This window comes from Sphingopyxis sp. (genome assembly GCF_965279755.1).
Classification (GTDB): Bacteria; Pseudomonadota; Alphaproteobacteria; order Sphingomonadales; family Sphingomonadaceae; genus Sphingopyxis.
Genome location: NZ_OZ257261.1, coordinates 2,621,083 through 2,645,464, shown reverse-complemented (window position 1 = coordinate 2,645,464; position 24,382 = coordinate 2,621,083). Strand labels below are relative to the sequence as shown.

Below are 24,382 nucleotides of genomic sequence, written 5' to 3'. Positions count from 1 at the left end.
CCGGGAGGGAGGGGGAAGACCCGGGTCGGTTGGCTCGAGACGGGAAGGACGCGGCGATCGGGAGGGGGAAGTGCCGTCGTCCATGGGACGCCCTTTCTCGTGAGACCGGCAATGACGGAAATCCGCCCTGCTCTCCAATCGATTTATCAATTCACAATAATCGTTCAAAACGATGAAATAATATTATCAAGTCGTTACAGGCCATTCCAGAAGGCATGGAGCGCCGCCGCGACCTCCTGCGGGCGTTCGGCGATCGCCCAATGCCCTGCCCCTTCGACGATCGTCAGCGGTGTTCCGGTGTTCGAGGCGAATCGCCGCGCGACCGACAGGTCGACATAGGGGTCGTTCGCACCCCAGATCAGCGCGCCATTGGCGGGGAGCCGGTCGATGTCGAGTGCCCAGTCGTGCCGGAAGCTCAGCCCCTTGGCCGAGCGGTAGAGTTTCAGGATCGCGCGGCGCTTGTCCTTGTTTTCCCATTGCACGGCTTCTTCGGCTGCGATGTCCGCGGGCATGCCCTGATCGGTGAGCCCCTTTGCAAGCGCGGCGGGCTTGCTCAGCGCCATGAAGATTTCACCTAGGATCGGCGTGTTCCAGATCCGGGCGACGCGATGCCCGCGATAGTCGGGATCGATCACGGCGTTCGAGACCGCCCAGCTGCGAAAGAGATCGGGCCGCAGCATCGCCGCGCGCTGCGCGATCAATGCGCCCCAGTCGTGGCCGACGATATCAATGGGGCCATGCATCGCGACCAACGCGTCGGCCTGCCCTACCGCCCAATCGGCATAAACCTCCTTCGTCGGGACGAAGCCTGCCGGCAGCGGGGCGGTGAAGCCCGGAAGCGCCGGTACCGCGACCGGCCTATCGCCAAGGTCGAGCGCCGCAAGCAACGGGCGCCAGATCGCCGGGCTGTCGGGAACGCCGTGGAGAAAAAGCTTGGCGGTCGGCATCACGACACTCCCTTTGGCAAATGGATGATCCAGCTACGGTCGGTCGGCTCGATCCGCCCTTCGCGATAGCCGCCCGCGAGGAGCGCGGTGCCTGCGCTAGCGCGCGTCAGCGTCATGTAATTCCACTGGCCACCAAGGTCGTAATCGACCCGCGCGCCCTTTCCGCTCGCCACGTCGAAAATCTCGGGCGCGACATCGCCCGCCGCGACAAGGATGCGGTCGCCGGGCAGCAGGAGCAGGCCGTCGGCGATCTTGAAGCGCGGATCGGCGAGGTCGCCCGCCGGCACGAAACGCCCGGCAGCGACGTTGAACCGCTCGACCGAGCGGAGCTTGCCGTCATAATCGCGGGTGTCCGATCCACCGACGATCAGGACGTCGCCATTCGCCAAGCGCACCGCGCCATGCTTGTACCGCGCGGTGGCGAGCCCGCCCGCTGGCCGGAAGCTGGCGGTCGCCGGGTCGAAGATCTCGGCACTCGCGAGTGCGCGTCGCGGTTCGCGGTCGGGACGTCCGCCGCCCACAACCAGAACGCGCCCGTCGGCAAGGAGCGTCCCCGTCGCGCCGCTGCGCGCGAGGCCGAGCGACCCCGTCCGATGCAGGCGCCCCGTCGCGGGGTCGAAGATTTCGGCGTCGGCGCGTACGTCGCCGCCGTCATAGCCCCCGGCGATCAGGATGCGGCCGTCGGCAAGCGCGACGATCGTCGGCGCATTGCGCGGCGCCGCGAGCATCGGCCCCGCGACCGACGTAAGGGTCGCAGGATCGAAGATTTCGGTGGTCGCCGCGACGCGCCCGTCGACCCAACCGCCAAGGATAAGCACGCGGCCATCGGGCAAAGCGGCCGCCGACGGCTGAATGCGCTCGGCAAGCAGGGCACCGCGACCGGCAAGCTCCATCGTCGCAGCGTCGATGATATCAACGGTGGCGCTGGCTTGCCCCGTCTCGCAGCCCGCGCGAACGCAACCGCCGATGGCGAGCAATTGCCCTCGCCCGGTCGCGATCAGCTGATGCGTTGCGCGCGGGGAGCCGAGCCTTGGTCCATCCTCGACACGCACATCGGCGACAGACTTGCCTGCTGCGCCGCCGTTCATGCAGGCAGCAAGGCTGAAAATCGCGGCGGAAAGCCCCAGAAAGCGGCGCATTGCGTCTTCCCTCCTTCGCGGCCCCGTTTGCGCCGCCTGCCCTACATCTCTCCCCGGTCGCGGCGGAGCTGATACCATTTCTGCACGTTGGCATTATGTTCGGCGAGCGTCCGCGCGAACATATGTCCCCCATCGCCCTTCGCGACGAAATAGAGATATTCATTGGGCTGCGGGTCGAGGACTGCGGCGATCGAGGCCTTGCCCGGATTGGCGATCGGCCCCTTGGGAAGCCCTATCATAGCATAGGTGTTATAGTCATTCACCGCGGTGATTTCCGAGCGAAGGATACGGCGGCCGAGCGGTTTGCCCTTGGTAATCGGATAGATGATCGTCGGGTCGGCCTGCAGCCGCATCCCCGTCGCGAGGCGATTGGTATAGACTCCGGCAACGATCCGGCGTTCACCCGCTACGCTGGTTTCCTTTTCGACGATAGAGGCGAGCGTGATCGCCTCGTTCCGGTCCTTGGCTGCCGTACGCGGGCTGCGTTTGGCCCAGAGCTCTGCGAACGCCTTGTCCATCGCGGTCTGCATCCGCTTGACCACCGCCGCGCGGCTCTCGCCGGTCGTGAAGGCATAGCTGTCGGGCAATATGCTGCCCTCGGCCGGTACCGGGATCGTTCCGGTCAGCCTCTTTTCGGCCATCAGCCGGTCCCAGACCATGATCGAGGGCATGCCCTGCGGGATCATGACGATCCGCTGGATCGTCTTGCCCGACTGGAGCAGCCGCAGGATATCGCCCGCACCCATCCCCTCTTCGATCTTGTATTCGCCGGGCTTGATCGGCGCACTCGATCCGAAGAAGCGCGCTTGGTTGCGGAAGCTGGACGCAGACACCGCGCCCGATTCCTCAAGGATCTCGCCTGCCTTGGCGACGCTTGTGCCCTGCGGAATGACGACGACGGTATCGCGCGGTGCCCCACCCGAACAGGCGGTGAGCAGCAATGCTATCAGGGCTGTTACAAACAGCCTTTTACGGATCATGCTTTGGTCTTCGCGATATATTGAACGACCTTGTCGACCGAGCAAAGGTTCTCGGCCGCATCGTCGGGAATACTGATCGCATATTCCTCTTCAAACGCCATGATGAGTTCCACGCAATCAAGGCTGTCGGCACCGAGTTCTGTAAAGCTGGAGGTCGCGGTGACCTTGCCCGGGGCGAGGCCCAGATGTTCCGACACGATCTCGATGACGCGACGTTCAACCGGCGATTGCAACGGGGCTGGCGCCGGAGCACCGCACGCCGTCGTGGCGCACAGCATAACGGGTACCAGAAGCGCCGCCGCTGCTCGCATCAATCGACCGCCTTGACGATCAGGCTGGCGTTGGTGCCGCCGAAGCCGAAGCTGTTGTTCAGCGCTGCGCGCACCTTGCGCTTTTTTGCAACCTTCGGGACGAGGTCGGCGCCCTCGGTGCCCTCGTCGGGATTGTCGAGGTTGAGCGTCGGCGGAACCACCTGATCGCGGATCGCGAGGATGCAGAAGATCGTCTCGACCGCGCCGGCGCCGCCGAGCAGATGACCGATCGCCGACTTGGTCGAGCTCATCGAGACATTGCCCATCGCATCGCCGAACAGGCGCTTTACCGCGCCGAGCTCGATCGTATCGGCCATCGTCGAGGTGCCGTGCGCGTTGATATAGTCGATGTCGGCGGGGGTCATGCCCGCCTTCTTGAGCGCCGCGCTCATCGAGCGGAAGGCGCCGTCCATTTCGGGATCGGGCGCCGTGACGTGATAGGCGTCACCCGACAGGCCATAGCCGACGACTTCGGCGTAGATCTTGGCGCCGCGCGCCTTGGCATGCTCATATTCCTCGAGCACCACAACGCCCGCACCCTCGCCCATCACAAAGCCATCGCGGTCCTTGTCATAGGGGCGGCTCGCCTGTTCGGGGCGGTCATTGTAGCTCATGTTGAGCGCGCGCGCCTGCGCGAAGCCGGCGATGCCGATCGGGCAGATCGTCGCCTCGGCACCGCCCGCGAGCATGATGTCGGCGTCGTCGTCCTTGATCATCCGCGCGGCGTCGCCGATCGAGTGGGCGCCGGTCGAGCAGGCGGTAACGACGGCGTGGTTGGGGCCTTTCAGGCCATATTTGATGCTGACCTGACCCGAGATCAGGTTGATCAGGCGACCGTGGACGAAGTGCGGCGACACGCGGCCGGGGCCCTTTTCGGCGAGCAGCAAGCTTTCGCTCTCGATACCGGGCAGACCGCCGATGCCCGAACCGATCGAGCAACCGGCACGCACCTTCTGCTCTTCGGTGAGTTCCGTCAGGCCGGCGTCTTCGAGTGCCTGACCGGCAGCGTCGATACCGAAGATGATGAAGGGATCGACCTGGCGCTGGACCTTGTGATCGACGCGCTTGCCGGGGTCGAAGCCATATTCATGATCGGGTCCCTTGACCTCGCACGCGATCGTGCATTTCTGGTCGGACGCGTCGAAGTGCGTGATCGGACCCGCGCCCGACTTGCCGGCAATCAGGTTGGCCCATGTGGTCTCCACATCGGCGCCCAGCGGCGTCACCAAACCCAAACCCGTCACCACAACCCGGCGCATAGACATTCCTTTCGTCGGCCCCCGTCCCCGCAGGGGCCCGCATCATCACTGGCGCGCTTCTAGAGAAGCCTAGCGCATAAAAAAAGCTTCCCGGTCACTGCGCGCATGCGCTCGAGACCGGGAAGCCGGAAATGCGTGGACGGCGCGGCCGCCGCATCCGGCCAGGCCGGACCGCAGGGCTTTAGCCCTTGTTCGCTTCGATATAGTCGATCGCGTCCTTGACGGTGGCGATCTTTTCCGCCGCATCGTCGGGGATTTCGACGCCGAATTCTTCTTCGAACGCCATCACCAGTTCGACGATGTCGAGGCTGTCGGCGCCCAGATCGTCGATGAAGCTGGCTTCTTCGGTAACCTTGTCGGCTTCGACGCCCAGATGTTCGACGACGATCTTCTTAACCTTTTCGGCCGAATCGCTCATGCACAGTTCCTTTTTTCTGACTATGGCGTGAATGTTGAAATTTGCCCTAGTGCCCAGCAGCAAGGCTGGCAAGAGGGCTGGCACCGGTCGGGGCCGGGTGTCCGTCGATCAAGGCTCCCTTGGCGGCTTTCCCGCCCGAACGCGTCCCCCTTTTGCCCTCCGGCACATTCCCTGAAGATAGGAGATGCCGGCGCTGCGTTCAAGACCGGACCGCGCCGGTCAGGTCGCCGGAGACGACGGGACGACCCCCGACTCGCGCACCGCCGCCGATGCACGCAGGATGACGGCGGGGGTGATCATGAACTGCCTGAGAACGACTTCCGGCGCTGCATTGGCAGGCTGCTTGGTATATTTGAGCAGCCGCTGCCACACCGCGCGCGCTTCGGGCACATTTCCTTGCCGCGCCAGCACGATCGAGCGGACGAGCAGGAATTGCGGCTCCATCTTGCTGGGTGACGGGACGCGGTCGAGAATAGCCTTGGCGGCAGCCTGATCGCCAGCCTGCGAGCGAACGAAGGCGAGCGTCACCGCGGGCACGCCCGGATAGGAAGCATCGAGATCCAGCGACCGCTGCAGCAAGAGCGTTCCCGCCTCTTCGTCGCCACAGGACAGCTTGAACAGCCCCATGAAGCCAGCGAGATCGGCGTCATAGGCGTTGAGCCGGAGCGCCTCATTCCCCATCGCCAGCCCGGCCGAACAATTGCTGGTGTAGAAATTCGAACGTGCCATCGCGAACAGGCCCGCCGACGTGCCAGCGCCGTTTTCATAGGCCTTGAGCGCCAGCGCGCGCCCCTCTGCAAAGGCGGCGGCGGCCTCGGGCGTTCCGCGCCCCGACTGCCAGTCGCCGAAGCGGAGGAGTGACAGTGCGGCCAACGCTACCGGATCGTTGGGCTTTCGCTCGAGCGTCGAGCGGAGACACGCGTCGATCTGCCGCGCGCCCAGCGGGCTACGCATCTGCCGCATCCGGTTGAACTGCGCCAGACAGGCATATCCCGGCGCAAAATCGTCGGGGTGCTGCTGAACCTGGTCGCGCACGATCACGCCATAGTCGCCGGCGATCTGCGCGATCGCAGTATCGACGGGCGCGAATTCGGGCATTTCGCTTTCAGGCAGATGAAATTGCTGCGACCAGATCGTCCGCTGGTCGACGACGCGATTGAGAACGAGCGTGACGTCGGCGGGACCGTCGATCATCCGCACGATCGACACGTCGAGCCGGTAGTCGGGCTTTTCGGCAGATGCCGCCCGGCCAGCCCCCGAACTTTGCAGGTCGACCAGATCAAACCGACGCAAACCGTCGCGGAGCCGCGCGTCCAGCGCCCGGGCCAGCGCGCGCGATACCGGGGTTTCGCCCGATTGCGGCACGCTGAGTTGCAGCAGCGGCATCTGCCCGGCAGCGGGGCTGGTCAGCCGCCCCCAATTGGCGGACGCCCACCAGCCCACCGCGAGCGCGAGAAGGACGACGAGCGGAACCCAGAGCCAGCGCAGCGAAAGCGGGCGCCGTTCCTTCGCTTCACGGCCCGCAGTGCTGGCGGGCGGTGCCTGTACGGCAGGAGTACCGGTGGCAGGAACGCCGTCAGCATCGACCGATCGCCCCGGCGGTGACGAGCGGTGCTGGACAACGATCTCATAGCTTCCCTGCGGCACACGCAAGCGATGCACCCACGGCGTTTCGGCATAATAGCGGTCGAGCAGCGTCCGCAGCCGGCCCACCATGACGCGCGGATAGCTGTCGACGGCCGGATCGAAATCGGCGTTGCGCCCCAATGCCTCAGTCGCGATCGCATAAGCCTTGGGCGCGCTCCGCCCACCCTGCAGCCGATGCTCGACGAGGAACTGCAGCAGGCGCGACAGAACCGGCGAGCGCGTGAACAATGGCGATGTGCGAAGCCGCTCGAATTCATCGACGATGATCCGGTCGTCTTCGTCGCGTCCCTGAAGTTGGTTCGTTTTCGTGCGGTCCATGCAACCCTCAAATGCCCTCTGGCGTGGCGCGGGGGTGATACGCCAATCGACGAAGACGGCCACCGATTTCGCTACCATGTAACGGTAACAGATGTCCGGAACCTTATAGCAAAAGCAGAACCCGCCGCCAAATGGCCCAGAAATCGGCGGTTAATGGTTAAGAAAGCCCTGCCATCCGGCTACACGCCGCGATGTGACCCATTGTAACTGCCATCGCGCGCGCTGTCATGAGACTTTGCAATCGTCGCGACACGCTTTGGCTGTCGTGGTCCGGGCCGGGCCGCATGCCTGGTTGGGACGAATGGGGTCACAAGATCGAAGGGCGCGAGCTGGTCCCTGGCGCTTTTCGGTACATCTTGTGTCCCCATAAACAGTGACTTCGCCGGACGGGTCCGTGGCCCCACCCACATCCCGTCCGGCAAGTCCGCTCCACCACTCCCCGCTTCGCAATCGAACCGACCGGGTCGGCGTTCAGGCCGGTCCGATCCGGAACGCGCAGAGCTTGTTGCCGTCCGGATCGCGAAAATAGGCCGCGTAAAAAGCCTGCTCGCCTCCGTCGCCGCGAAGGCCCGGCATTCCTTCGCAAGTTCCACCAAGTTCGAGCGCTTTTGCGTGCAGCGCATCGACCTTCGCGCGCTCGTCGACGACGATCGCCGCCATATGACCATTGCCGCGATCGGCGGGCTGGCCATCATATGGCCGCGTCACCGCGATTCCGGGCTGGCCCCACCCCGTGCCATAGAGGGTGAAGCCGTTCGCTTCGGTATCCGACATACGCATCAATTCGCTGGCACCGATCGTGCCGAGCAGATCCGAATAAAAGGCGCGGGCGCGATCCAGATCGTTCGCCCCCATCGTAACATAGCCAAGCATCCCGCCTCTCCCTTCCCAAAAAAAGAAGGGCGCCGGATCGCTCCGACGCCCTTCCGAATAGCATCCGCGATGCTGCCCTCAGCTTTTCGCCGGTGCCGCGCCCGGCTTGCACGGGCCAGTGTGGGTGCTGGTCATCTGCATGACCATTTCCATGTCGCCCTGACCGGTCGGGGCCTTGCCCTTCGTCGTGATCGTCACGTCGGTCTTCTTGGCTTCCATGGTACCGGCCATCGCCATTTCGACGGTCTGACCATTGGCCTTGCAGGTGCCCGCGACGTCGATCTTGCCGCCGGTGACTTCCTTCTTCGACCACGTGCATTCGCTGCCATTGCCCGGACCCTTGGCGAGTTCGGAGGCGATGTCTTCCTTTTCGACCTGTTCTGCGGTGAAGCACTGGTCCATGCCGCTGGCCCCTTCGAGCATCTTGGCCATGCCGTCCTTCATTTCAGGCGGCATGCCCGGCATCTCGAATTTCACCAGCTTGACGTCGGTCTTCCAGTTACCCGCTTCGCGCTTCACGGTGCCGCCGGCATTATTCTCGCCCTTGCTGCAGCCCGAGACGGCCAGCGCAACCCCAAGGGCCGCGATCGTGACAAATTTCTTCATGGATTTCATCCTCCTGTTGAGCAGTTCGGAATACTCGGCCGCGACCTTTTGGTTGCCCAGCATATTGTTTGTGGTTGAGGCCCATCGATACCATATTGGCGGCAATGGCAATCCAGATTCGCACATCGCTCGACGAAATCGACACCAGCGAGGCCTATGTCCCGCACCGTCCCGCACGCCCGGAAAAGGTCGAAGGCGGCAAGAGATTTGAACTGGTTAGCGACTATGAGCCCGCCGGCGACCAGCCGACCGCGATCAAGGAACTGGTCTCGACCGCACTCGATGGCGAGCGCGATCAGGTGCTGCTCGGCGTCACCGGTTCGGGCAAGACCTTTACGATGGCGAAGGTCATCGACGAGTTGCAACGCCCGGCGCTGATCCTCGCGCCGAACAAGATCCTCGCGGCGCAGCTTTACGGCGAGTTCAAGAGCTTTTTCCCAAACAATGCGGTCGAATATTTCGTCAGCTATTACGACTATTACCAGCCCGAAGCCTATGTGCCGCGGTCGGACACCTACATCGAGAAGGAAAGCTCGGTAAACGAGGCGATCGACCGCATGCGCCATTCGGCGACGCGCGCATTGCTTGAACGCGACGATGTGATCATCGTCGCATCGGTGTCGTGCCTCTATGGCATCGGATCGGTCGAGACCTATTCGGCGATGATCTTCGACCTCAAAAAGGGTCAGAGCGTCGACAATCGCGAGATCATCCGCAAGCTCGTCGCGCTGCAATACAAGCGCAACGACGCCGCCTTCGCACGCGGCAATTTTCGCGTCCGTGGCGACAGCCTCGAGATCTTCCCTTCGCATTATGAAGATATGGCGTGGCGCGTCAGCTTCTTCGGCGACGAGATCGAGGAGATCGTCGAGTTCGATCCGCTGACGGGCAAGAAGATCGCAAGCCTGAATGCAGTCCGCGTCTATGCGAACAGCCACTATGTGACGCCGGGACCGACGCTGAAGCAGGCCTCCGAAGCGATCAAGCACGAGCTCGCCGAACGGTTGAAGGAACTCGAAGCCGAGGGCCGGCTGCTCGAAGCGCAGCGGCTGGAGCAGCGGACCAATTTCGACCTGGAGATGATTGCCGCGACGGGCAGCTGCGCGGGAATCGAAAATTACAGCCGCTTTCTGACCGGCCGCCTGCCCGGCGAACCGCCGCCGACCCTGTTCGAATATCTGCCCGACAACGCCTTGCTGTTCGTCGACGAGAGCCATCAGACGATCCCGCAGATCGGCGCGATGTCGAAGGGCGACCACCGCCGCAAGATAACGCTCGCGGAATATGGCTTCCGCCTGCCGAGCTGCATCGACAACCGGCCGCTGCGCTTCGCCGAATGGGATCTGATGCGGCCGCAGACGGTCAGCGTGTCGGCAACGCCGGGCACGTGGGAAATGGACCGCACGCAGGGTGTGTTCGCCGAACAGGTGATCCGCCCCACCGGCCTGATCGACCCGCCCGTGTTCATCAAGCCCGTCGAGGAGCAGGTCGATGATCTGATCGCAGAGGCGAAGGCAACCGCGGCGGCGGGCTATCGCACGCTCGTCACCACGCTGACCAAGCGGATGGCCGAGGATCTGACCGAGTTCCTCCACGAGGCGGGCTTGAAGGTCCGTTATATGCACAGCGACGTCGAAACGCTCGAACGTATCGAAATCATCCGCGACCTGCGCCTCGGCGTGTTCGACGTGCTCGTCGGGATCAACCTGCTGCGCGAGGGGCTCGACATTCCCGAATGCGGGCTCGTCGCGATCCTAGACGCCGACAAGGAAGGGTTTCTGCGCAGCGAAACCTCGCTCGTCCAGACGATCGGACGCGCCGCGCGCAACGTCGACGGCCGTGTTATCCTCTACGCCGACCGTATTACCGGCAGCATGGAACGCGCGATGCGCGAGACCGACCGCCGCCGCGAAAAGCAGGAAGCGTATAACAAAGAACACGGCATCACCCCGACGACGATCAAGCGCAACATCGGCGACATCATCGCCCACGTCGCGTCGAAGGATCAGGTGACGGTCAGCCTGGGCGACGACAAACCCGATCATATGGTCGGCCACAATCTGCGCGCTTACATCCAGGATCTGGAAAAGAAGATGCGCGACGCTGCCGCCGACCTGGAATTCGAGGAAGCGGGCCGCCTGCGCGACGAAATCCGCCGGCTGGAGGCCGACGAACTCGGCCTGCCTGCCGACGAACAGGTCGCGCCGCGCGTCGGACGATCGAACGAAGGGAAGCCAGGCACCCGCAAAGGACGCTTCGGGAAGTCGAGCAAGACGAAGTGGGGGCGTTGAGCCCCGCTTCGACCAAGCGCGACTTCGGGCCGACCAGCGGCCTTGCCGCCCCTTCCCGCCCCGCTTAGGGTCCGCTCCCTAAACGGGGAGAATATCATGAAAACCGGTCCGTCGCTTATCGCGCTGGCGCTTGCCGCCGCCATTCCTGTCGGCGTCCACGCGCAGGACAAGCCCGACGACAAGGCCAAGACCGACAAGCCCGCCGACGTCGAACCCCAAGTCCGCACAACCAAGCTCAGCGGCACCTTCGGTGGGCAGAAGATTAGCTATGCCGCGACGATCGGCGAGACGATCATCAAGAACAAGGATGGCGTGCCCGAAGTCGCCGTTGTCACCACATCCTATGTCAAGGAACCGCGCGATCCGAACCGGCCGGTGACCTTCCTGTTCAACGGTGGCCCGGGATCGGGCACCGTCTGGCTGATGATGGGGGCGTTCGGGCCCAAGCGCGTCGCAATCCCCGGCACGGGCGTCGACGATGGTGCTCCGCCCTACCCCATCGTCGACAATCCCGACGCGTTGATGGACGTCACCGACGTCGTCTTCATCGATCCGCCTGGCACGGGCTTCTCGCACCTGATCGGCAAGGCCGACCCCAAGGATTATTACGGGGTGACACAGGACGCGAAGCTGGTCGCACAGGTCATCCGCCGCTGGCTCAACGACAATGGCCGCTGGAACAGCCCCAAATTTCTGGGCGGTGAAAGCTATGGCACCACGCGCTCGGCGGCGGTCGCCAACCAGCTGATGAACGAAACCTACAACGACGTCGCGCTGAACGGGATCATCCTGATTTCGACCGTGCTCGACTTCGCGGCGGGGGCTGACACGCCGGGCAACGAGCTTGGCTATATCACCAACCTGCCCTCGATGGCCGCGACCGCGCTCTATCACGGCAAGGCGAGCGGGCCGTCGGTCGAAGCCTTTGTCGAGGAAGCGCGGCAGTGGGCGATAGGTCCCTATGCGAGCGCTTTGCTCAAAGGCCAGAAGCTGCAGGGTAAGGAACGCGCGCAGATCCGCCGCGAGTTGGCCCGCTTTACCGGCCTTTCGGAGACCTATCTCGAAAGCGCCGATCTGCGCGTGACGCCGGGCCGTTTCTACAAGGAATTGCTACGCGACCGCGGAATGACGGTCGGGCGCCTCGACAGCCGTTACACCGGCAAGGATTATGACAGCGCCGGCGAGGAACCCGACAACGATCCGAGCTTCTATGGCATCGACGCGAGCTACACCGCCGCGATCAACAGCTGGAGCCGCGACGGACTGGGGTTCAAGACCGACCGCGAATATCAGTCGATCGGCAATGTCGGCCCGTGGGACTGGCGGATCGGCGGGCGCGACACCAACGCCTATCTGAACGTCGCGCCCTATATCGGGCAGGCGCTGCGCGAGAATTCGGGACTGCGCGTGTTCGTGGGTCAGGGATATTATGACTTCGCAACGCCCTTTTTCGCCGCCGAATATTCGCTGTCGCGCACCGGTATCCCGCAGGACCGGATCGAGTATAAATATTATGGCGCGGGGCACATGATGTATATCCGCGACGAGGATCGCCATAAATTGTCGCAGGACGTGCGCGCCTTCATTCGCGCGCGATAGGAAAAGGGTGCCGCTTTCCGGCGCCCTTCCCCTTTGTCAGCGCAGAACGCCGGCGGCCGACTGCTTGCGCGCGTAAACGAACAACGCGATCAGGATGACCCAGATGACCGCGGTGAAGATCATCGGGAAAGTCCCGAAAATCCGCATCAGGTCGCCATAATGCAGGCCGAACTGGTAGATGCAGCTAACGCCAAGCCCTACGAGCGAGATCAGGAGCGCTGCGACCGCGTGGCGGCTGCGGACGAGCAACAGGATCGATCCGAGCACCGATCCCCAGACGCCGAGCGCCCATCCCACGTTCGCCCAAACCGGAAAGCTGGCGAACCACGCCTGCTGCTCGGGCGTGAAGGTGGCAAGATAATCCGGATTCTCGATCTTGGTCATCACATAGTCGAACGCTCCGATCGCGTTCCAGAGCAGCGATACGCCCCCGACCACCCACAGGTGCCACGGCGTTTTGACGGCTACGGTCATATTGATCTCCCCCTCCAGAAAGATGCGCGCAGATTATCATCATTCCCCCGCTTCGGCAATAAGTGACATATCGTTGCAACACACCGAGGCGGCGGCTTGGCAAAGCGGCCGCGACGGCCGATATGCGCCTGCATGTGCGTCGTTGCCCTTGCCCACCGCGTCCACCCCGACTGGCCGCTGATCCTGATCGGAAATCGGGACGAATTTCATGCCCGCCCGGCGGCGGCGCTTGCCGCATGGGACGATGGCAGCGGCATCGTTGCCGGACGCGACCTGCAGGCAGGCGGAACATGGCTCGGCGTCCATCGTCCGAGCGGACGCATCGTGGTCGTCACCAATGTGCGCGGGGCGACGCCAGATCCCGCTAAGGAGTCGCGCGGCGCGCTGGTCGTCGACATGCTGCGCGGCGACGGCCGGTTTGCCGACCCCGCAGCACCCGATCTCGACCGGTTCAACGCGTTCAACCTGTTCGCGGCAAATGGCGACGCGCGGTTGCTGACCAATCGGCCGAAGCCGCTGATCGCAGCGCTGGCGCCCGGTGTCCATGCGCTCGCCAACGAACCCGTCGACCAGCCGTGCCCGCGTGCCGAGCGGCTGCGCGCGGCGCTGGCGGCGGTCGTCGAGGCGAGAGCCGATCCCGAAGGGCTGCTCGATACGCTGACGGCGGAAAGCGACCCGGCGCTGTTTCTGCTCGGCGACGTCTATGGCACGCGCGCCTCAACCCTTGTCGCAATCGCTGCGAATGGCGACGTCCACATGGTCGAGCGCCGATACGAAAAGGGCGGCCGTCCCGCTGGAACGACCGCCCTCAATTTTCCCATCGGCTGACGCCGGGCGCTTATTTCGGCGCGATGACCATCAGCATCTGGCGGCCTTCGGTGCGCGGATGCGCCTCGACCTTCGCGATTTCCGAGGTCAGTTCGGCAACGCGCTGAAGGACGTTAAGACCAAGCTGCGTGTGGCTCATCTCGCGACCGCGGAAGCGCATGGTCATCTTGACCTTGTCGCCCTCGCCCAGGAAGTCGAAGACCTTCTTCATCTTCACGTCGAAATCATGATCGTCGATATTCGGACGCATCTTGATCTCTTTGATTTCCTGCGTCTTCTGGCTCTTGCGCGCCAGGTTCGCCTTTTTCTGGGCTTCGTATTTGAACTTGCCCACGTCAAGGAATTTGCACACCGGCGGATCGGCGTTCGGAGAGACTTCAACCAAATCCAGCCCGACGGAAGCGGCCTGCTCGATTGCTTCGGCGGTCAGCATGACGCCCAGATTCTCGCCTTCCTCGTCGATCACGCGGACCTTGGGCGAAGCGATGAATTCATTGTAACGCGGACCGTTTTTGGGCGGAAGCGGCGCCATCGAGCGGCGGGTCATCGGCGGTGGTATAGCTGTATCTCCTGATCGTTGAATTCGGGCGCGCGAAATCGACACGATCTGCGCGCGCCCCGCTCATATAGTGAACGCGAGCGCGCCGTAAAGGCTGCCCGTGGCATAAAGATGACGCTTTTCGTCCGACTGTGGCGGCTAAGCAACGCCGGATCGCATCACCATTTGACCGGTGCGGGGTCGACCACACGGAAACCGCCCGCGCCCACTTCACTGACTTCGAGCGCGCGAACCGCAATCCCGCGGTTGTTGAAGCGGAAGATGCCATCGATGCCGCCAAAGCCATCCTCGGCCAGCAGGCGCGATGCCGGGAACGTCGTCCCCGGCTTCCAGTCGCGTGCGATGCGCACCGTCAGCAGCACCGAGTCATAGCCAAGGCTGGCGAGCCGGTACGGTGCCTTGCCATAACGGGTGCGATATTTGGCGGCGAGCTGGCCATAGAGGCCGTCCGACACGCTGGCGAACCACGAGCCGCGCATTGCGGCATTGCCGCCGAGGGTCGCGTCAGTGTTCCAGAGTTCGGTGCCGAGGATCTGCTTGTTGCCGGTGCTTTTCACCACCGGCACCGCGCGGATCGCATTGCCGCCCGAGTCGGCGATCAGCACCGCGTCGATCGGCCCCGCATTGGCGAGGCGGCGCGCGGCGCCCGATAGCGCGGTCGCGCTGCGATCATAGCTTTCGATCGCGACGAGCGTCCCGCCCTCAGCCGAAACCGCGGCGCGGAAAGCCGCGGTCGAACGGTCGCCATAGACGGTCTTGGGCACGAGCGCCCCGAAACGCTGGTGCCCCTTGGCACGCGAATAGGCGACGACGCGCTCGACCGACTGGCCAGGGACGAAGCCCATGATGAAGACGCCGTTTCCGGCGACGCTGCTGTCGTTCGAGAAGCTGATCACCGGCACCTTCGCCTCGCGCGCAATCGGTGCGACGGCGGCGACATCTTCGCTGAGCAGCGGGCCAAGGATCAGCTTGTTCCCGTCGGCGACCGCCTGACGCGCCGCGGCAGCGGCGCCGAGCGCGGTGTCATAGGTGGTGATGCGGACCTTTTCGGTGCGCGAGTCGAGCAAAGCCATCGTCGTGGCGTTGGCAATCGCCATGCCGACGTCAGCGTTCGGTCCGGTCTCGGGCACCAGCAGCGCAACGCGATGACGGTCGGTATCGGTCGGCAGGCCGGGACCGACATTGTCGCCACCGGTTTGCGGCGGCGGTGGAGTCGCGGGACCGTTCGCCTTGGGGACCATCTGGCACGCGGCAAGCAGCCCTGCCATCGCCGCAACGCCGATCCCGCGCAGCAATTGCCGGCGCGGCGATGCATAAGCTTGGCGCTCGGCAGAAGTTTCTGCCATTTTCGGCTGCATGCCGGATTCGACCATCTCAAAATCTCCCTTGCCCGGTCTCTATATCGTCGCGACGCCCATCGGCAACCTCGGCGATATCAGCGCGCGTGCTGCCGCGACGCTTGCCCTGGCAGACGTGATCGCGGCGGAAGACACGCGTGTGACAGCTAAGCTGCTCGCTCATCTGGGTTTGCGTGTGCCGATGACCCCCTATCATGATCATAGCGACGAACGCGTCCGTGCGGGCTTGGTTGCGCGCATGGACAGCGAAATCGTGGTGCTGGTCTCCGATGCGGGAACGCCGCTGGTTTCCGATCCCGGATACAAGCTGGTGCGCGATGCGCGCGCCGCTGGACGGCACGTCACCACCCTGCCCGGCCCCTGCGCGGCGATCGCGGCGATCACGTTGTCGGGATTGCCGAGCGACCGTTTTCTGTTCGCGGGCTTCCTGCCCAACAAGGCAAAGGCGCGCGCCGACACGATCGCCGAGTTCGCCGCGCTGCGCTCGACTTTGGTCTTCTACGAAAGCGGACCGCGTTTGTCGGCGGCACTGGGCGCGCTTGCCGAGGGGCTTGGCAACCGCGACGCGGCGGTCGCGCGCGAGATCAGCAAGCTGTACGAGGAGTGTGTGACCGGAACGCTGACCGAGCTTGCCGCGCGCTACGCCGATGCCCCGCCAAAGGGCGAGATCGTGATCATCGTCGGCCCGCCGGGCGAAGCGGTGACCGAGGAAGCCGACGAGGCGACGCTCGACGCCGCGCTACGCGCCGCCATGATCGACAAGCCCGTCGCGCAGGCTGCGAAGGCGGTCGCAAAGCAATATGGCCTCGACCGGCACGACGTTTATGCGCGCGCGCTGTCGTTGAAAGAGCAGGCTTGAACCGCGCCGCCGCCGAAGCGCGCGGGCGCAAGGCGGAACGGCGCGCGGCCTGGTGGCTGCGGCTCCATGGCTGGCGCATCCTCGGCGAGCGGCTCCGCGTCCCTGCCGGCGAGGTCGATCTGGTCGCGCGGCGCGGCAAGACGCTTGCCTTCATCGAGGTGAAGTGGCGCGACCGCGCCGAAGACCTCGATCTGGCGATCGACGAGTGGCGGCTGCGACGCGTCGCTGCGGCGGCCGAAATGCTCGTTCCGCGCTTTGCCCGGGCAACCGACGACATCCGCATCGACGTGATGCTCCTTGCGCCGAAGCGATTGCCTCGCCATCTGGTCCACGTCTGGCAAAATCTGGAGTAGTCGATGACCCTGCGCGCCGCCGTGCAAATGGACCCGATGGATGGAATCAATATCAATGGAGACAGCAGTTTCCACCTGATGCTGAAGGCGCTCGAACGCGGGTACGAACTCTATCACTATGACGTGCGGGGGCTGACGTGGGAGGCCGGGCGGCTGACCACCAAAGCGCACCGCGTGCTGGAGGCGAAGCGCGAAGCGGGCGATCATTACCGGTTCGGCGAACAGGTCATGCTCGATCTTGGCCGCGATATCGATGTCGTGCTGATGCGACAGGATCCGCCCTTCGACCTTGGCTATCTGACCGGCACCTGGCTGCTCGAGCGGCTGGCGGGCCAGACGTTGGTCGTCAACGATCCCGTGTCGGTGCGCAATGCGCCCGAAAAGGTGTTCGTGCTCGATTTCCCCGAGTTCATGCCGCCGACGATGGTGACCCGCGATCTTGACGCCGTGAAGGATTTTCAGGCCCGCCATGGCGCGGTGGTGATCAAGCCGCTGCACGGCAACGGCGGCAAGGCGGTATTCCGCATCGACGCCGACGGCAGCAATCTGGGCGCGCTGGTCGAACTGTTCGGACAGGTCTGGCCCGAGCCCTTCATGGTCCAGCAATTCCTGCCGAGCGTGAGCAAGGGCGACAAGCGGATCGTGCTGATCGACGGCGAAGTCGCGGGCGCGATCAACCGCAAGCCCGGCGAAGGCGAATTCCGGTCGAATCTTGCGGTCGGCGGCTATGCCGAGGCGACAACGCTTACCCCGCGCGAGCAGGAAATCTGCGACATCCTTGGCCCGCAGCTCAAGGACCGCGGGCTGCTGTTCGTCGGGATCGACGTCATCGGCGGCGAATGGCTGACCGAAATCAACGTCACATCGCCCACCGGGATCGTCGCGATCGACCGGTTCAACAACAGCGATACCGCCGGCATGATCTGGGACGCAATTCTGCGGCGGATCGGCTGACGCACTTCCGCGTTCTGCCTTCATGACTGACTTCATTCTCGATCTGATCCAGGGCTGGGGCTACCTCGGCATCTTCGTGCTGATGTTCCTCGAGAATGTATTTCCCCCGATCCCGTCCGAGGTGATCATGGGGCTGGGCGGCATCGCGGTGGCGCAGGGGCGCTTCGATTTCTGGACGCTGATCGCAGTTGCGGTCGCGGGAACGACCGCAGGCAATTGGGTCTGGTACGCAATCGGGCGCTGGATCGGCTATGAACGGCTCAGACCCTTTATCGACCGGCACGGACGCTGGCTGACCCTCGACTGGGCCGAGGTCGAGCGGCTGCACGGTTTCTTCGTCAAATATGGTCCAGCGATCGTCTTCATCGCGCGCTTCATGCCCGTCGCACGGACGATGGTGTCGCTGCCGGCCGGCATGGTGCGGATGAATCAGGCGAAATTTCTGATCTGGACCGCAGCGGGTTCGACGATCTGGATCGCCGCGCTGGCCGGGGCGGGAAGCTGGTTCGGGAGCCGCTTTTCCAATCTCGACGCATTCGTCGGCCCGGTGGCGCTGATCGCAGTCGGATCGCTGGTGCTGATCTATATCTGGCGCGTCTTCACCTGGAAGCCGCGCGACTAGGCACGCGGGTGCGCGGATCGGTAAATGTCGAGCAGATGCGCGGCGTCCACCGCAGTATAAACCTGCGTCGAGGCAAGGCTGGCATGTCCCAGCAATTCCTGCAGGCTGCGCAAATCGGCGCCGCCCGCGAGCAGGTGCGTCGCGAAGCTGTGGCGCAATGCATGCGGAGTCGTGCGTTCGGGCAGGCCCAGTGCGCGGCGCGCCGAGCGAACGCTGGCACGGACGACGCCGGGCTGGAGCGGCCCGCCGCGAGCGCCAAGGAATAGCGGCGTTTCTCTCGCGATCGGCCACGGACAGGCTTCCACATAGCGTGCCACGGCGCTCGCGACGACGGGCAGGATCGGCACGATACGCGTCTTGTTCCGCTTGCCCGTCACGCGCAGCGTTTCACCGAGCGGCAGCGCCGCACCAGTCAGGCCCAGCGCCTCGCCAATGCGAAGTCCTGCACCATAGAGCAGCAACAGCAACGCGAAATCGCGCGCGCCGACCCAGCCCTCGCGGGCATTGTCCTCGACATCCTGCGCGAGTTGCAGCGCCTCCGCAGGCGCAATGGGGCGCGGCAGGCCCTTCTTGACGCGCGGGCCGCGCATTTGCGGGACGCTGGCGTTCGACCCGCCCATGAAGCGGAGGAAGGTGCGGAGCGCCGACAGCTCGCGCGCCGCAGATGCGTTTCCAAGCCCTTCGGCGCGGCGGTCGGCAAGATAGGAACGGAGATCGTTGGGGGTCAGCGACGTCAGCATCCGGGCGTCGACCACACCGCCGCGATGATGACTCAGAAACGCGCAGAAACGCTCGGCCGTCGCGATATAGGCGCGGCGCGTATGCTCCGACCGGCGCTTCTCGTGCGCCAGATGGGCGTCCCAGTCGCGGATGATGCCTTCGATCAAACTCGCCTCGCTTCGGGCCAAGCCTAGCCGGTCCGTACGACCTCGGAAAGGATCGAGTCGAGAAGGAGGATACCGTCGTCGGTCACCGCAAGCCGGTCACCGCCCCCCCGCATCAGCCCCTGCTCCACCAATCGCGCCACGGCACCGCCATCTATGAAGGCCTCACGCTGCAATCCGCTCCGCGCCTCGATACGGGCGAGATCGATGCCCTCGGTCAGCCGCAGCCCCATCAGCATCGCCTCGGTCGCGCGCTCGTGCGCCGGCAGGTCGGTCTCGACCTTCAGACCATGGCCGTTGCGGGTGACCGCTGCCGTAAAATTCTCGGGCTTCTTGTGGCGTTCGGTCGCCTGGCAGAGCCGCCGCCCGTGTGCACCGGGGCCGATCCCGGCGTAATCGCCATAACGCCAATAGGTCAGATTGTGCCGACTCTCGTCCCCCGGCCGCGCATGGTTCGACACTTCGTAACGCGGCAGGCCCGCGGCGCGCGTGATCGCCTGCGTCGCGTCGAACAGGTCGGCCGCCGTATCGCCGTCGGGAATGACGAGGTCGCCTTTCGCGGCAAGCGTCGCAAAACGTGTGCCGGGCTCGATGGTGAGCTGGTAGAGCGAGAGGTGGCCGGTGCCGAAGGCGAGCGCGTCATTGAGCTCGGCTTCCCACTGACCGAGCGTCTGCCCCGGCCGCGCATAGATGAGATCGAAGCTGACCCGCGCGAAATGGTCCTGCGCCGCCGCGATCGCGCGCCGCGCTTCGTCGCCGCTGTGCGCGCGACCGAGGAAGTGTAGGATTTCGGCGTCGAAGCTTTGGGCACCGATCGACACGCGATTGACCCCGGCACTGGCAAGCGCGGCAAAGTTCGCGACCTCGACCGAATTGGGATTCGCCTCCAGCGTGATCTCGCAATCGCTGGCAAGGCCCCATGCCTCATCCGCCGCCGCTATCACCGCCGCGACCGTTTCGGGCGGCATCAGGCTGGGCGTTCCGCCGCCAAAGAAGATCGACGACACGGGCCGGTCGGGCAGCAGCGCCGCCTCATGCCGCAGATCGGCAAGCAGCGCCGCGCGCCACGCCGCCTGATCAACGCTCTCGCGCACATGGCTGTTGAAGTCACAATAAGGGCATTTGCTGACGCAGAACGGCCAATGGACATAAAGGGCGAGCGGTTCGGCCATGCGCGGCGATATAGTCACTTTTCAGCGATTGTCTGCATGGCTAGACTTGCCTGCGGAGGATCCCCGTGGATATTGCCGATCAGGACTTCATCCAGCTCGTCAAACGGACGCGCGAGAAATTCGGCGTGAGCATCGATGATGCCCACGACATGATCTTCGCTGAGGAGGAGATGCGCAGGCTCGTCGCGCTCCGCATCAACCACAATCCCGAATGCCGCAAACAGGCAATGCGCGATATGCTCGACAAGGGCGACGGGTCGCGCTTCATCGAGATCGACGGAAGGATCAGGTTTCGCGCCTGAGGTTCAGCCAAAAACATTCCGATTGTCCGATGCAGGCTGCGTCTTTACGATATGAAGCAGCGCCAAGTCGCCGTCACATTCCCCGCTTTTGCACCAGACGTTTTCCAACCCGTCCAAAGGGGTCGGCCCCTCGGAATTCGCCTCAAAGATTTGCGCAAGTGCCGCTGACAGATCAGCGACAGGCGGTTTTGTTGCCATTTCCATGCACCACTCATCGACGGCTTCTCTGGCGCTGGCTGCAACCGACTGAGAAACGTAGGTGCCGCCGCGAAATTCGCACAGGATCGTATACCGGTCGAGCAAGCTTAAAAAGCCCCCGCCACCAGCTTCGCAAAGGCGTCGGCGCGGTGGCTTATCGCGTGCTTTTCGGCGGGATCTATTTCGGCATAAGTCAGGCTTTTACCGGTCGGGACGAAGACGGGATCATAACCGAAGCCCAGCGTGCCGCGCGGCGGCCAAGTGAGGCTGCCTTCCGCCCTGCCTTCGAACACCTCGGCATGGCCGTCGGGCCAGGCCAGCGCCAGCGTGCAGACGAAGCGCGCGCTGCGATCCACGTCCGCGCCCTGTTCGGCAAGCAGGCCTTCGACCTTGCCCATCGCCATATACCAGTCGCGGCCTTCTTCGCCCTCGAACCACTGCCGTTCGGCCCAGTCGGCGGTGTAGACACCGGGGCGTCCGCCGAGCGCGGCGACTTCGAGACCGCTGTCGTCGGCAAGCGCGGGCAGACCCGCGGCCGACGCGCTCGCATGCGCCTTCAGCAGCGCATTTTCGACGAAGGTCGTCCCCGTTTCCTCGGGCTCGGGAAGCCCGAGGTCGCCCGCCGACACGGGCTCGATCCCAAAGGGTTCGAGCAGCGCACGGATTTCGCGCACCTTGCCCGCATTATGGCTCGCGATGACGAGCCTGCCGGGGGCGAGCCTGCGGGTCATGTCAGCGACCGACCGCCTTCGCCTGCGCGGCGAAGATGTCGGTGCAGCCAATGCGCGCAAGACGTAGCAGGCGCAGCAAGCCTTCCTCGTCATAGGTCGCGCCTTCGGCGCTGGCCTGCACTTCGACGATCTGGCCCTTGCCGGTCAGCACGAAATTGCCGTCGGCCTCGGCCACCGAATCCTCATCATAGTCGAGGTCGAGCACCGGCGTGCCCTTGTAGATGCCGCACGAGATCGCCGCGACGCTGTCCTCGATCGGATCGACGGTGAGCGCCTTGCTCTCGAGCAGTTTATCGACCGCGAGGCGCAGCGCGACCCACGCGCCGCTGATCGACGCGGTGCGCGTGCCGCCATCGGCCTGGATCACGTCGCAGTCGATAACGATCTGGCGCTCGCCGAGCTTCGCCATATCGACGACGGCGCGCAAGGAGCGGCCGATAAGACGCTGGATTTCCTGCGTGCGGCCCGACTGCTTGCCCTTCGCCGCTTCACGGCTGCCGCGCGTGTGCGTCGCGCGGGGCAGCATGCCATATTCGGCCGTCACCCAGCCCTGCCCCTTGCCGCGGAGGAAGGGCGGAACCTTTTCCTCGACGCTGGCGGTCACCAGCACCTTGGTGTTGCCGAAGCTGACGAGGACACTGCCCTCAGCGTGGATGGTGAAATTGGTTTCGATGGCGATCGACCGCATCTGGTCGGGCGCGCGGCCGGAGGGGCGCATGGATGATCCTTTCGATTGATGATTGCCGCAGCCCTTAGGCCGCGACCTTCATTCGCTCAACCGCATCTTGAAAAAATCGAGGATTTCATCACGGGCTTGCCGGGTCGGCTGGCCTTCCTCGTCGATCAGGTGGATGGTCACGACGCTGTGCGGATTTTTCATCGGGCTGTCGGGATTTGCATGTTCGTCGGCAAGCACACGGCCGATGAAGCGGTCGCCGAGGGCGTTTTCATAGGCCGCGAAACGCGCGGCCTTGCAGAATTTGTCGCCTTCGAAGCGATAGGCGAGCACGGTCAGATCCTCGGCCTCCATCCGCGCCTTCACCGCTGCGAGTTCGTCGGGGGCGATATGCATGCCCGCCGGATCGTTGAGCGGCAGCGAAGGCTGCGCGAGGACTGGCGCGAGCACCGAGGGTTCGAGCATCATCGACAGCGCGAAATTGCCCGTGAAGCACATGCCGATCGCGCCGACGCCCTTGCCTCCGCACTCCTTGTGCGCCAGCGCCGCGAGCGCGCGCAGCCACTGCGTCGCGGGCGAGCTTTCGTTCGCCTGAAAGGCACGAAACTGGCGACTGATGCAGCCGCCGATCATCGTCAACACCGCGCCGGGCATACGCGGCACCGCGCCATCCTTGCCGAATATATGCGGCATGTAGACGGTGAACCCGGCGTCGCGGACCCAGCGCGCAAACCGCGCGACGTGCGGGCTGATCCCGGGCATTTCGGTCATCACGACCACTGCGGGGCCGCTGCCCATCACATAGACGCGGTGCTTGCGGCCGAGCAGTGCGATGTCGCGATGGTCGAAATCGTCGAGCGGGTCGTCGATATTCAGCGGACGTATGGTCATGGCTTTCTCCACCGGGGAAGGCTAACGCGACTTGGATGCGCTGGCCAGCAAAGCTTGCCCATGCCCCCTTGCATCCCTAAATCCTCCCCATGACCACCCCGCCGATCACCGAACTGACGACGCGCGCGCGCGATGTGTTCCGGCTGGTCGTCGACGCCTATCTGGAAACCGGGCAGCCGGTCGGGTCGCGAACGCTGTCGAAGCTCGCGGCGCTGAACCTTTCTCCGGCCTCGATCCGCAACGTCATGCAGGATCTGGAAGAGTTCGGCCTGCTCGCAAGCCCGCACACCAGCGCAGGACGCCTGCCGACCGAACAGGGCCTCCGCCTCTTCGTCGACGGGATGATGCAGGTTGCCGAACCGAGCGCCGAGGATCGCGCGCAGATCGCAGCGAGCCTGTCCGAGGGCGGGCCGATCGAAAGCGCGCTGGCACAGGCAACCGCGGCACTATCGGGCCTGTCGGCGTGCGCAGGGCTTGTTCTCGTCCCCAAGCATGAGCGGGTGTTGAAACAGCTCGCTTTCGTACCGCTTTCGGCGAGCCAGTCGCTCGTTGTGCTCGTCGCGGGCGACGGGACGGTCGAGAACCGCGTGATCGACATTCCGGCAGGGCTCAACCCCTCGGCGCTCGTCGAGGCGGGCAATTATATCTCTGCCACCCTGTCGGGCCTGACGCTGACCGAAGCGATGGCGCGGGTACGCCACGAGATCGAGGCCGAGCGGATCGCCATCGACCGCGCGGCGCAGGATCTGGTCAGCCGCGGGCTGGCCATCTGGTCGTCGGACGGCGCCGACCGCCCGGTTCTGATCGTCCGCGGGCAGGCGAATCTGCTCGACGAGAGCGCGGTCGGCGACCTCGACCGCGTGCGCCAGTTGCTCGACGAACTCGAGACCAAGCAGGAAATCGCCGGACTTCTCGACAGCGCGCGCGAGGGCAGCGCGACGCGGATTTTCATCGGGTCGGAGAACAAGCTCTTTTCGCTGTCGGGATCGTCGGTTATCGCCGCGCCCTATCATGGCAGCGATGGCCGCGTCGTCGGCGTCGTCGGGGTTATCGGCCCGACGCGCTTGAACTATGCGCGGATCGTTCCCATGGTGGATTTCACCGCACAATCACTCTCAAGACTGATACGATAG

General features: G+C 64.4%; 27 protein-coding genes. 9 read left to right on the top strand and 18 right to left on the bottom strand.

Going from position 1 to position 24,382, the window contains the following annotated elements; translation table 11 throughout:
• Positions 1–194 precede the first annotated feature (194 nt).
• From ACQY80_RS13060 to ACQY80_RS13020, 9 genes are all read right to left on the bottom strand, one after another.
• Positions 195–947 carry an alpha/beta fold hydrolase gene (locus ACQY80_RS13060; protein ID WP_428680336.1) on the bottom strand — a complete coding sequence of 251 codons (753 nt, stop codon included), beginning with the start codon at positions 945–947 and terminating at the stop codon, positions 195–197.
• The gene (locus tag ACQY80_RS13055; RefSeq protein ID WP_428680333.1) at positions 947–2,086 is read right to left on the bottom strand and encodes a Kelch repeat-containing protein; all 1,140 of its coding nucleotides are present in this window, start codon (positions 2,084–2,086) and stop codon (positions 947–949) included. The genes ACQY80_RS13060 and ACQY80_RS13055 overlap by 1 nt, the downstream gene beginning before the upstream one ends.
• A gap of 41 nt (positions 2,087–2,127) precedes the next feature.
• The gene (gene mltG, locus ACQY80_RS13050) at positions 2,128–3,066 is read right to left on the bottom strand and encodes an endolytic transglycosylase MltG (RefSeq protein WP_428680330.1); all 939 of its coding nucleotides are present in this window, start codon (positions 3,064–3,066) and stop codon (positions 2,128–2,130) included.
• Positions 3,063–3,344, bottom strand: coding sequence for an acyl carrier protein (gene acpP, locus ACQY80_RS13045; RefSeq protein WP_428685864.1), 282 nt, complete (start codon positions 3,342–3,344; stop codon positions 3,063–3,065). The genes mltG and acpP overlap by 4 nt, the downstream gene beginning before the upstream one ends.
• Positions 3,345–3,376: 32 nt before the next feature.
• The gene (gene fabF, locus ACQY80_RS13040) at positions 3,377–4,636 is read right to left on the bottom strand and encodes a beta-ketoacyl-ACP synthase II (protein WP_428680328.1); all 1,260 of its coding nucleotides are present in this window, start codon (positions 4,634–4,636) and stop codon (positions 3,377–3,379) included.
• A gap of 181 nt (positions 4,637–4,817) precedes the next feature.
• On the bottom strand, positions 4,818–5,054 hold the full coding sequence (locus ACQY80_RS13035; protein WP_003039428.1) for an acyl carrier protein: 237 nt from the start codon (positions 5,052–5,054) through the stop codon (positions 4,818–4,820).
• A gap of 219 nt (positions 5,055–5,273) precedes the next feature.
• Positions 5,274–7,019: a tetratricopeptide repeat protein gene (locus ACQY80_RS13030; protein WP_428680326.1), complete on the bottom strand. Its 1,746-nt coding sequence runs from the start codon at positions 7,017–7,019 to the stop codon at positions 5,274–5,276.
• A gap of 471 nt (positions 7,020–7,490) precedes the next feature.
• Positions 7,491–7,892: a VOC family protein gene (locus ACQY80_RS13025; protein WP_428680324.1), complete on the bottom strand. Its 402-nt coding sequence runs from the start codon at positions 7,890–7,892 to the stop codon at positions 7,491–7,493.
• 78 nt (positions 7,893–7,970) lie between these two features.
• A complete protein-coding gene (locus tag ACQY80_RS13020) occupies positions 7,971–8,498 on the bottom strand; it encodes a DUF3617 domain-containing protein (protein WP_428680322.1) in 528 nt (175 codons plus the stop codon).
• 104 nt (positions 8,499–8,602) lie between these two features.
• On the opposite strand from ACQY80_RS13020, the gene uvrB reads away from it, so the two are divergent.
• Both uvrB and ACQY80_RS13010 read left to right on the top strand, forming a co-directional pair.
• Positions 8,603–10,789 (top strand): excinuclease ABC subunit UvrB, encoded by a 2,187-nt coding sequence (gene uvrB, locus ACQY80_RS13015; protein WP_428680320.1) that lies wholly within the window; start codon positions 8,603–8,605, stop codon positions 10,787–10,789.
• A 96-nt stretch (positions 10,790–10,885) separates the two neighbouring features.
• Positions 10,886–12,388: a S10 family peptidase gene (locus tag ACQY80_RS13010; RefSeq protein WP_428680317.1), complete on the top strand. Its 1,503-nt coding sequence runs from the start codon at positions 10,886–10,888 to the stop codon at positions 12,386–12,388.
• 36 nt (positions 12,389–12,424) lie between these two features.
• Here ACQY80_RS13010 and ACQY80_RS13005 read toward each other — a convergent pair whose 3' ends face one another.
• Positions 12,425–12,862, bottom strand: a complete 438-nt coding sequence (locus ACQY80_RS13005; protein WP_428680315.1) for a hypothetical protein — start codon at positions 12,860–12,862, stop codon at positions 12,425–12,427.
• A gap of 132 nt (positions 12,863–12,994) precedes the next feature.
• Between ACQY80_RS13005 and ACQY80_RS13000 the strand changes: the two genes are divergently transcribed.
• Positions 12,995–13,690 carry an NRDE family protein gene (locus ACQY80_RS13000; RefSeq protein WP_428680312.1) on the top strand — a complete coding sequence of 232 codons (696 nt, stop codon included), beginning with the start codon at positions 12,995–12,997 and terminating at the stop codon, positions 13,688–13,690.
• Between the two features lie 10 nt (positions 13,691–13,700).
• Here the strand turns inward: ACQY80_RS13000 and infC are convergent, their stop codons facing one another.
• Both infC and ACQY80_RS12990 read right to left on the bottom strand, forming a co-directional pair.
• Complete coding sequence (gene infC / locus ACQY80_RS12995; protein WP_428680310.1) at positions 13,701–14,237, bottom strand: translation initiation factor IF-3; 537 nt, start codon at positions 14,235–14,237, stop codon at positions 13,701–13,703.
• 170 nt (positions 14,238–14,407) lie between these two features.
• A complete protein-coding gene (locus ACQY80_RS12990) occupies positions 14,408–15,595 on the bottom strand; it encodes a penicillin-binding protein activator (protein WP_428680308.1) in 1,188 nt (395 codons plus the stop codon).
• A gap of 10 nt (positions 15,596–15,605) precedes the next feature.
• On the opposite strand from ACQY80_RS12990, the gene rsmI reads away from it, so the two are divergent.
• From rsmI to ACQY80_RS12970, 4 genes are read left to right on the top strand one after another with little or no spacing between them, the layout of a single operon-like run.
• The gene (rsmI, locus tag ACQY80_RS12985; RefSeq protein WP_428680305.1) at positions 15,606–16,466 is read left to right on the top strand and encodes a 16S rRNA (cytidine(1402)-2'-O)-methyltransferase; all 861 of its coding nucleotides are present in this window, start codon (positions 15,606–15,608) and stop codon (positions 16,464–16,466) included.
• Positions 16,463–16,819: a YraN family protein gene (locus ACQY80_RS12980; protein WP_428680303.1), complete on the top strand. Its 357-nt coding sequence runs from the start codon at positions 16,463–16,465 to the stop codon at positions 16,817–16,819. The genes rsmI and ACQY80_RS12980 overlap by 4 nt, the downstream gene beginning before the upstream one ends.
• Before the next feature lie 3 nt (positions 16,820–16,822).
• Positions 16,823–17,773, top strand: a complete 951-nt coding sequence (gshB, locus tag ACQY80_RS12975) for a glutathione synthase (protein ID WP_428680300.1) — start codon at positions 16,823–16,825, stop codon at positions 17,771–17,773.
• Between the two features lie 22 nt (positions 17,774–17,795).
• Entirely contained in the window at positions 17,796–18,395 is a 600-nt protein-coding gene (locus ACQY80_RS12970) for a DedA family protein (protein ID WP_428680297.1), read from the top strand.
• Here ACQY80_RS12970 and ACQY80_RS12965 read toward each other — a convergent pair.
• Positions 18,392–19,282: a tyrosine recombinase XerC gene (locus tag ACQY80_RS12965; RefSeq protein WP_428680294.1), complete on the bottom strand. Its 891-nt coding sequence runs from the start codon at positions 19,280–19,282 to the stop codon at positions 18,392–18,394. The two genes, ACQY80_RS12970 and ACQY80_RS12965, sit on opposite strands and share 4 nt — an antisense overlap.
• Before the next feature lie 23 nt (positions 19,283–19,305).
• Complete coding sequence (gene hemW / locus ACQY80_RS12960; RefSeq protein WP_428680291.1) at positions 19,306–20,451, bottom strand: radical SAM family heme chaperone HemW; 1,146 nt, start codon at positions 20,449–20,451, stop codon at positions 19,306–19,308.
• A 65-nt stretch (positions 20,452–20,516) separates the two neighbouring features.
• On the opposite strand from hemW, the gene ACQY80_RS12955 reads away from it, so the two are divergent.
• The gene (locus ACQY80_RS12955; RefSeq protein ID WP_428680289.1) at positions 20,517–20,753 is read left to right on the top strand and encodes a hypothetical protein; all 237 of its coding nucleotides are present in this window, start codon (positions 20,517–20,519) and stop codon (positions 20,751–20,753) included.
• Between the two features lie 3 nt (positions 20,754–20,756).
• Here ACQY80_RS12955 and ACQY80_RS12950 read toward each other — a convergent pair whose 3' ends face one another.
• From ACQY80_RS12950 to ACQY80_RS12935, 4 genes are read right to left on the bottom strand one after another with little or no spacing between them, the layout of a single operon-like run.
• Complete coding sequence (locus tag ACQY80_RS12950) at positions 20,757–21,056, bottom strand: hypothetical protein (protein ID WP_428680286.1); 300 nt, start codon at positions 21,054–21,056, stop codon at positions 20,757–20,759.
• A 2-nt stretch (positions 21,057–21,058) separates the two neighbouring features.
• On the bottom strand, positions 21,059–21,682 hold the full coding sequence (gene rdgB, locus ACQY80_RS12945) for an RdgB/HAM1 family non-canonical purine NTP pyrophosphatase (RefSeq protein ID WP_428680283.1): 624 nt from the start codon (positions 21,680–21,682) through the stop codon (positions 21,059–21,061).
• A gap of 1 nt (position 21,683) precedes the next feature.
• Positions 21,684–22,400 (bottom strand): ribonuclease PH, encoded by a 717-nt coding sequence (gene rph, locus ACQY80_RS12940; RefSeq protein ID WP_428680281.1) that lies wholly within the window; start codon positions 22,398–22,400, stop codon positions 21,684–21,686.
• 48 nt (positions 22,401–22,448) lie between these two features.
• Positions 22,449–23,249 (bottom strand): dienelactone hydrolase family protein, encoded by an 801-nt coding sequence (locus ACQY80_RS12935; RefSeq protein ID WP_428680278.1) that lies wholly within the window; start codon positions 23,247–23,249, stop codon positions 22,449–22,451.
• An 89-nt stretch (positions 23,250–23,338) separates the two neighbouring features.
• Here ACQY80_RS12935 and hrcA point away from each other — a divergent pair, with 89 nt between their 5' ends.
• Entirely contained in the window at positions 23,339–24,382 is a 1,044-nt protein-coding gene (gene hrcA, locus ACQY80_RS12930; protein WP_428680275.1) for a heat-inducible transcriptional repressor HrcA, read from the top strand.